Source organism: Salegentibacter maritimus, from assembly GCF_016236975.1.
In the GTDB taxonomy this organism is placed as follows: domain Bacteria; phylum Bacteroidota; class Bacteroidia; order Flavobacteriales; family Flavobacteriaceae; genus Salegentibacter; species Salegentibacter maritimus.
The window spans coordinates 1-631 of the sequence record NZ_JAEHNY010000028.1; the positions used below are offsets into that span (position 1 = coordinate 1).

At 44.4% G+C, this 631-nt stretch carries 1 protein-coding gene; it reads left to right on the forward strand.

What is annotated here, in order from left to right; translation table 11 throughout:
- The coding region (locus I6U50_RS15750; protein WP_198639554.1) for a putative Ig domain-containing protein at positions 1 to 631 on the forward strand (631 nt) is incomplete at both ends.

Sequence of the window (631 nt, forward strand, 5' to 3'; positions counted from 1 at the left end):
GCGATGGTAATTTAAGTTATAGCATAATTGGCGCTCCGCCAGGAATAGTTATAGAACCTACCAATGGCCAAATAGGCGGTACAATAAATCAGGGGACAGCCGCCAACAGTCCTTATGCAGTTACGGTAATAGTAGACGATAGTGATGCTTATACCAATGATGCGGTAAGTTTTAATTTCACCTGGGAAGTAAATTCCGATAGTCCCGGCATCGTCTTAGCACTTCCTGATATTGAACGTAATGTAGGAGCGGTTACAGAAACTATTAGTCTGTTACCATATTTTGACGATGATGCCGGTGTAGGGAACCTGACTTACAGTGTTTCGGGCAATACCAATTCGGCTGTCGGTGCTGTTATATCGGGCAGTAGCCTTAACCTAAGCTATCCCGATTCCCCGGCAGTTTCAGTGGTTACAATTCGTGCTACTGACGCCGATTCTAATTATATAGAGCAGAGTTTTTCTGTAAATGTTATAGAAGAACAGGCCATCGCTGAGGTCTTATACCGGGTAAATGCTGGGGGGGCTGCCATTACAGCGATTGATGGGAAATTGGATTGGGAAGAAGATACTGCTAACAACAATTCTGCTTATTTAAGCTACCCCGGACTTAACAGTACCTTTTCCGGAGG